Annotated in this window: 7 protein-coding genes and 1 rRNA gene; 2 read left to right on the plus strand and 6 right to left on the minus strand. The window is 42.2% G+C overall.

The genetic code is table 11. The features are described from left to right. Both VLN09_RS02290 and VLN09_RS02295 read left to right on the plus strand, forming a co-directional pair. Positions 1-1,045, plus strand: a 1,045-nt coding sequence (locus VLN09_RS02290; protein ID WP_325243600.1) for a VC_2705 family sodium/solute symporter, incomplete at its 5' end; no start/stop codon positions are given. 282 nt (positions 1,046-1,327) lie between these two features. Then, on the plus strand, positions 1,328-1,873 hold the full coding sequence (locus VLN09_RS02295) for a hypothetical protein (protein WP_325243601.1): 546 nt from the start codon (positions 1,328-1,330) through the stop codon (positions 1,871-1,873). A 90-nt stretch (positions 1,874-1,963) separates the two neighbouring features. Here the strand turns inward: VLN09_RS02295 and VLN09_RS02300 are convergent, their stop codons facing one another. The 6 genes from VLN09_RS02300 to rrf form a co-directional block, all read right to left on the minus strand. Beyond that, positions 1,964-2,569: a rhomboid family intramembrane serine protease gene (locus tag VLN09_RS02300; RefSeq protein ID WP_325243602.1), complete on the minus strand. Its 606-nt coding sequence runs from the start codon at positions 2,567-2,569 to the stop codon at positions 1,964-1,966. Between the two features lie 36 nt (positions 2,570-2,605). After that, positions 2,606-3,658 (minus strand): 5'-nucleotidase, encoded by a 1,053-nt coding sequence (locus tag VLN09_RS02305; protein WP_325243603.1) that lies wholly within the window; start codon positions 3,656-3,658, stop codon positions 2,606-2,608. 393 nt (positions 3,659-4,051) lie between these two features. Next, the gene (locus tag VLN09_RS02310) at positions 4,052-5,341 is read right to left on the minus strand and encodes a TRAP transporter large permease (RefSeq protein ID WP_325243604.1); all 1,290 of its coding nucleotides are present in this window, start codon (positions 5,339-5,341) and stop codon (positions 4,052-4,054) included. Continuing rightward, positions 5,338-5,865 (minus strand): TRAP transporter small permease, encoded by a 528-nt coding sequence (locus tag VLN09_RS02315; protein WP_325243605.1) that lies wholly within the window; start codon positions 5,863-5,865, stop codon positions 5,338-5,340. Before VLN09_RS02315 ends, VLN09_RS02310 begins: the two co-directional genes overlap by 4 nt. Before the next feature lie 17 nt (positions 5,866-5,882). Then, complete coding sequence (locus VLN09_RS02320) at positions 5,883-6,941, minus strand: TRAP transporter substrate-binding protein (protein ID WP_325243606.1); 1,059 nt, start codon at positions 6,939-6,941, stop codon at positions 5,883-5,885. A gap of 318 nt (positions 6,942-7,259) precedes the next feature. Next, positions 7,260-7,373 (minus strand): 5S ribosomal RNA (gene rrf, locus VLN09_RS02325). Positions 7,374-7,388: the final 15 nt, after the last annotated feature.

Genomic DNA, 7,388 nt, shown 5'->3' on the forward strand with positions numbered 1-7,388 from the left:
AGATGCGCGTTGGACAGCTGGTTGGACGTTGGTATTTATCGCGCTACTATACTTCACTGCGCCAGCAGTAGGTGCAATGGCGCGTCTAAATCTAATCAATACTGTTTATCCACAAGGTGTTGACGCTCCTGCTCTCGAATATGATCAACGTCCAGATTGGATGAAAACATGGGGAGAAACCGGTCTTATTAAATATAACGACCTAAATAACGACGGTCGCATCCAGTTCTATAATGATAATGGACTTGGCGCAGCAGAGCTAGCATTGGCTGCGGCAACGACTGACGGCGGTGATGTTGCAGCAGCAACGACGGCCGTTGAAAAAGCAAAAGCTGAGCATGCTTTAGGGCGTGATGGTGTGTTTGTTGATAGAGGCTGGGCAGGTAACGAGCTTGACGTCAACGCTGATATCTTAGTATTGGCTAACCCAGAAATCGCACAGCTACCAGGTTGGGTTATTGGTCTTATCGCCGCAGGTGGTTTGGCAGCAGCGCTATCTACAGCAGCTGGTCTACTACTCGCAATCTCATCAGCGATCAGTCATGACTTGATCAAGCGTAACCTTAATCCAAATATTAGTGATGCAGGCGAGCTAAAAGTCGCACGTATCACGATGGCTATTGCGCTTGTGGTTGCTACCTACTTAGGTATTAATCCACCAGGATTTGCTGCACAGGTCGTTGCATTGGCCTTTGGTATTGCCGGTGCCTCACTGTTCCCTGCATTGATGATGGGTATTTTCTCTAAACGTATTAACAACTTGGGCGCCATCGCTGGTATGCTCACAGGTTTGATTAGTATCTTAGTTTATATCTTCATCTATAAAGGCTGGTTCTTTATCACGGGTACAGCAAACTTCCCTGATACTGAAGAGTACTGGTTGTTTGGTATCTCACCATTATCATTTGGTGTGATTGGTGCATTGCTGAACTTTATCGTAGCATTCGCAGTTTCTTATGCGACTGCGCCACCACCAGCACATATCCAAGAATTGGTTGAAAGTGTACGTTCTCCACGTGGTGCTGGTGCTGCAGTAGATCACTAAGCTACCAAGTAAAGTGCAAATGACGTATGCTTTTTTACGATGATATATCACTCACAGGCAGCAGCTGCTTGTGAGTGATTTTTTTATCCCAATCTGGTGATAGAGTGATTTTTCAACACTGCTTATCCAACCATGATTATTTTATTCACCTCTTTTAAAAGTAAAAATAATGAGAAAGATGATCATAAATGCCATAATACATTCGCTTAAAAAAAGTTGAAAACGTGGTTTTATTTTTAATAATTGGTATGAAATGCGCTGATTGCGTTAAGGAAAAGTCTCATGCTTTTTGAGTTTATCGCTACCATAGCGGCTGGGTTTGGTTTAGCTGGGATAGCACTAGTCATCACTCACCTCAGCAAGCTCGCAGGTAAGAAAGCGCCAAGATGGCTTATTCCATTATTTGGTGCCATCGGTATCTTTGGTTTTCAAATAAGCCAAGAATATAGCTGGTTCGGTCAACAGGTTGCACAGCTCCCTGAAGGTGTTCATGTTGTCAAAAAAGTTGAAGAAGGTACGTGGTTTCGCCCGTGGTCTTACGTTAAACCACAGACGTTACGCTTTATAGCGGCTGATAGCGGACACGCTCGTGCTAACGCCGATAACCCAGAAGTATATTTGGTCAATTTGTATTTGTTTGAAAGACGCAGAAGTGTGCAGCAAGTACCACAAGTGATTGACTGTGCTGCCCCTGCCCGTGCAGATTATGTACTACAAGAAAAAGACAGTAAGCTGAGTATCGATGAGCATGTGAAACAAACGACTGCTTGGCGACCTTTAGAAAAAAGTGACCCACTATATATTAATGTTTGCATCAATAAAAAATAACTCAGTCATTGAGCCCTCTACACAATAATTTATGAATAACTCTATATCTTATTGAACAGTCTGTCTGAATCTATTTTCCTAAAAATGAAATTAATAGCGATTACTTACTCTCGTATAAGCGTGCTCAGAGTTGGCGCCCAACAACAAGCCGGCGCATAGTCCACCAAAATGTGCCGCAAATGAGATACCCTGCTGCGGTATCAAGCCTTGTTTAATCGTCAGCCAATAACCCGTACCCATCACGATGCAAGCAAGCAGATATCCCCAACGCCTTGCGAACAGTGCGCCGCCTATCATATAACCTAACATCGCAAAACAAAGCCCAGAGGCACCGATATGTATCGATAGCGGTGAACCAATAACCCATGTTACAAGCCCTGCGGCAACAATCAGCTTAATGACGGTACGATAGGCATTATTTTCAAATAAGCCAAACAAGAACAAAATCTGCATCAGTGTCAGCGAATTCCCCAGTAAATGGGAGAAATTGCCATGCATCGTCCATGATGCAACTACCCCTATCATACTGCCAATATCCAATGCTCGCGGTACGATACCGAAAATATTCCATAGACCAAAAAATACAGTGTCATTAAGAAGAAACATCACCCACATTGGCAGCAGAACAAAAGCATATAAACCAAATACTTGTTTGATGCGTACGATTACAAGTGTCGTCAATTGCTGCCAATTCATCTACTGTTATATCCTTTTTATCTTATTAAAAGCATGTTAATGACTGGCAGATAATGTCGTATTTTCTACTGGTTTAAAAGATAACGATGACGCATCTTTATCAACCGTTAAAACACTATTGGCATGTAATAGCGAGGTTGAATGATAAGGCACCAATGCCGTCGGGACAAAGCTACGAGCCGCATCAATATGTTTGACCGAATCATCAAAGAAAATATGCGGCGCAAATGTTTTAAGTACCGAAGTCTTCTCAAGCCCTCCCAAAAAAAATGCCATATCAATATCTACGCCCCAATCACGCAATGTTTTGATAGCTCGCAAGTCAGCTGGGGCATTGCGAGCCGTCACCAAGGCTATTTTCATCGGACAAGAATGCAGGCTTGCTGGTAGACGTTCTTGCATTTTTGACAGCTTGATCAATAACTCTGCATAAGGACCTTTTTCTATCGGTAAATCGCGCATTTGGGCTTCACGGTCATGAAAAGCCTGCAACCCTTTTTGCTTATAAAGTAGTTCGCCTGAATCATCAAATAATACTGCATCACCGTCAAAAGCAATACGCAACTGCTTAGTATCAAGCTCATAAGTATTGACAGGTGTGGCATCTAATATCGCACAAGCACAGATATCAGCATCAGCAACCTGCTGCGCGTCCTCACGATTGGTCGTCAGAAACAAATCAATATTAAAATCTTTAATATAAGGCCCAATAGGACTACCGGATATAAATGCTGAACGTGAAATGGTTAACCCATGCTCACGTATTGCATTAAGGACTTGGATACCCGTATCAGGACTACTCTTTGAGACAATGACCACTTCTACCAAAGGCGCATCGACACCATTATCCTTGCTATCACAATCATGACAATATTGATTTAAATTCAGTAACGCTTTAATCAGCGGATAACCTGCGCCTATAGTCAGCGGGTTATTCTCACGCTCCGCCATGTAATGTCGAAACTCCTTCACAGCATCATGAGGGCGCTTTTGCAATAGCGTCAACAGATGGTTTTCAGATTCTGATAAATCAAATAAAGCGGTTGCCGATATGGCAACAATCAAGGTATTGGTAAAGTCAACGGCCATGGTTCTTCTACTTAGCAATTTCTTAGGAATAAAAAGGGATAGATTGAAGATTACTATAGCTATCACTATCCATAATAACGAGACCCATTATGTTAACGTTCCCATATTCAAAAGCCCTCTTCTCACAGTCAAGCATAAAAAAAGCCATATTATCATCATGACAATATAGCTATAAAATCAAACTGCTATTTTTATTTTCGGTGGTGTGTCAAAAAGTATGCTGATTAAAATTTGAACAATTTTTGAAGCCTTGAAAGCCCTATAGAATCAGAGAACTTAGCATAGATTTCGTATTGACTTTTATCGCCAGCATACTTTTTAGAACACCACCTTATTTTCCAACTAAGACAATCCTAATTTAAATATTTTATCCCTCATTTCTCTAAGTTGTCACTAACTCAACAACACTAAAGATATCGCTGGGAACGCTACCAAAATGACCAAGCGTATCAAGTCAGAGACAATAAAGGGCATCACCCCCTTGAACATATCGGACAGCTTAATATGTGGTGCCATCGCCTTAATCACAAAGATATTCATCCCCATTGGCGGCGTGATTAATCCAAGCTCTACCGTCAATACAGCAATGATACCAAACCAAACCGGATCATAGCCCAAAGCCACAATGATTGGAAACACGACCGGAATCGTAATCACCAGCATCGCTAAGGCATCCATGAATAGCCCTAAGAGGAAATACATGATCAAGATACAGATCAGTACTATCATTGGGCTAACTGCCAATGTACCAATCCACGTCGCCAAACTATAAGACAAGCGCGATACAGAAATAAAGTAGCCCAGTGCTTCAGCACCAAGTAGCATAAAGAAGACTACCGCAGAGAGGGCAAGCGTCTCAATCAAGGATTGCTTTAGCCCTGTCATTCGCATGCCTTTGGCAAAAGCATAAGCCCATGATACAAACGCTCCAACTGCAGCGCCTTCTGTTGGGGTAAATAGCCCAAAGAAAATACCAAAAATAATTACGATGAAGATAAAGCTAAACGGAATAAGACCTGTCAAAGAGATTAGCTTTTGTTTCCAAGAAGTAGACTCCCCGCGTTGTGCTAAATGTGGCTTCCAGCGCACCATGATCATAACAGTGATTGAATACATCACCATGCCAAGCATGCCCGGTAAGAAACCAGCGATAAACATATCTCCGACTGACTGCTGAGTTAAGATAGCATAGACCAGTAAGGCAATACTTGGCGGAATCATGATTCCCAAAGTGCCACCAGCAGCTAAAATACCGCAGGCAAAGCCTGGCTGATAACCGTACTTCTCCATTTGTGGCAATGCCACTTTAGTCATGGTAGACGCAGTTGCCAATGATGACCCTGAGATGGAAGCAAAGATACCAGATGAGCCGATACCGGCAATACCTAGACTGCCCCTTACGCCGCCAAAGATGGTTCGGGTGGCATCAAACAATTTCCCTGCCATACCAGAATGAGCAGCAAAGACACCCATGAGTATGAACAATGGAATAGCACTAAAATCATATTTCGCTAAAACATCGACCGGTAAGTCTTTGAGCATCTGTAAAGCGCCAATAGGTGCTGTCACGGCACCAAAGCCAACCAGACCCACACCTAACATAGCAAGTGCAACAGGAACACGCAGCATGACCATCGCAATCATACATAACAAACCAATGGCACCAATAATTTCTGGACTCATGCGCCTGTCTCCTCAGCGTCAAAGAACTCGCCTGTTTTAAAAATATTGATGGATTCGATTAATGACCGAATGGCAAGTAAAATACTTAAGAAGGCACTGATAGCATAAATGGGCATCATAGATATTCGAAGGTCTTGTGTGACTTTGCCATACTCTATCGCATCAAAAGCGCTCTCATACAGACCCCAAGCAAATACAATGCCGATGATAAAGAACCCCATCATAAAGGTGCCCATCATGTAACCTTTAAAGGCTTTTGACATCTTTTGAGTGAATACATCGACGATAATCTGCGAGCGTTCGACAAAAGCAGCAAACGCACCAAGTAAAGCAAAGAGCATAAAGTAAGAGACGATCTCGACGCTGCCTTTTACCGTAAATCCAAACTCACCACCGGTGAGCTTGAATACATAGCGGGCAATAACATCTAGCATCGTGGTCAATACAATAATAATGAGACTGATACCACCAATAAATTGACATAACCTGGAGATAAGGGTGCTCAGTTTGACTAAAAATGCCATGTAACAACTCCTTTAGGTTAGACCTTACAGGCTGCACTGGCGGCTTTTGCCTTGGCATAAACGCCATCTGCATCTAGACCTAGCGCTTTAACATCAGCAAGATATTTATTGGTACCTTTCTCAAGCGGTCCTTTCCAGTTAGGATCATTCAATGGATCAGGGATTTCAACGATTTCATCACCTTTTTTCCTAGCTGCTTCTATTGCCAGACGATCATGTTTATCAAATACTTCACCAACCTTATTGGCAAGCGCCATACCTGAGTTTTTATCCAGTACCTTTTTTAAATCATCCGGTAAACTCTCATATTTCTCTTTATTCATAGTCACCATAAGCGCTGAACTATAAAAAGGAATATTGGTATGGTATTTGGTGATTTCGTCAATCTTAAAGGCAGTGACAGCTTCCCAAGGAAAACTCAAACCATCAACGACGCCGCGTTGTAAAGAGGTATACATGTCATTGGCAGGCAAACCTACTGGTGAGGCACCCGCACTTTCAATAATGTCGCCAGCGACGGCAGAAGGACGGCGAATACGCATACCCTTCATATCTTCAGGTGTGCGAATTAATTTGTTCGTTGTATGCAACGCACCCGGTCCAGCGCCATACATAAACAACATATGGGTATCTTCATATTCACCAGCTAAAGTGCCATCTTCATACAGAGTTTGGAGCATACAACCCATCTGAGTGGCTGAGTTTGATAAACCAGGAAGCTCAGTAATCTGAGTTAAAGGAAAGCGACCATTGGTATAGCCGTGTGCTTGTGAGCCAATATCTATCGTGCCTTTGGCAGCAGATTCATAAGTAACGTCTGCTTTAGCAAGACCCGCTGAAGGATATAATTCTACTTTTAAGCGGCCGTTAGAATCTGCTTCTATTTGCTTAGCCCAAGGTTCAAAGACCTCTGTGCTAATAGAGGACGTTGCTGGCCAAAAATGAGAAAAGCGTAATGTGGTTGTTTCTTGAGAAGTTGCTGCAGAAGCATCTTTACTATCAGAAGCTTGATTAGAACAACCTAGAAGGCTAATAGCTGCTAAGGCACCTATTGAAAAAAGAGGAGCTAACTTCATTATCAATTCCTTGTGATAACCATGAATAAGATATAAGTCTTTACTAATAAGTTAATTATAGAGTCAAATTCCGTATAGACTTCATATATGCTTTTAATTAACTAAAGTTGAAATACTCTTTAAAATTAGCAGCTATAACGATATAAGTCAAATCATTTTAGATTAATGAGAAGGAATATATTTAATACAAGATATATAGCATTTTTCATAACAAGAAAAAAGCTGATTAAATCAAGTCAGAACCAAACTCACCCCAAAATCCAGGCAAAAGAAAACCCCCCTTCGCGTTAGCGAAGGGGGGTTTAACTTTGAATAGAGAGCTGACGATGACCTACTCTCACATGGGCGAACCACACTACCATTGGCGCGACGATGTTTCACTTCTGAGTTCGGGAAGGGATCAGGTGGGGCCATCGTGCTATTGTCGTCAGCAAAGGGGGTTAGATA

It is taken from the genome of Psychrobacter sp. (assembly GCF_035469765.1).
In the GTDB taxonomy this organism is placed as follows: domain Bacteria; phylum Pseudomonadota; class Gammaproteobacteria; order Pseudomonadales; family Moraxellaceae; genus Psychrobacter.

Coding starts and splice junctions, on each gene's coding strand:
- VLN09_RS02295 (WP_325243601.1), top strand. CDS start 1,328: ATGCTTTTTGAGTTTATCGCTACCATAGCGGCTGGGTTTGGTTTAGCT.
- VLN09_RS02300 (WP_325243602.1), bottom strand. CDS start 2,569: ATGAATTGGCAGCAATTGACGACACTTGTAATCGTACGCATCAAACAA.
- VLN09_RS02305 (WP_325243603.1), bottom strand. CDS start 3,658: ATGGCCGTTGACTTTACCAATACCTTGATTGTTGCCATATCGGCAACC.
- VLN09_RS02310 (WP_325243604.1), bottom strand. CDS start 5,341: ATGAGTCCAGAAATTATTGGTGCCATTGGTTTGTTATGTATGATTGCG.
- VLN09_RS02315 (WP_325243605.1), bottom strand. CDS start 5,865: ATGGCATTTTTAGTCAAACTGAGCACCCTTATCTCCAGGTTATGTCAA.
- VLN09_RS02320 (WP_325243606.1), bottom strand. CDS start 6,941: ATGAAGTTAGCTCCTCTTTTTTCAATAGGTGCCTTAGCAGCTATTAGC.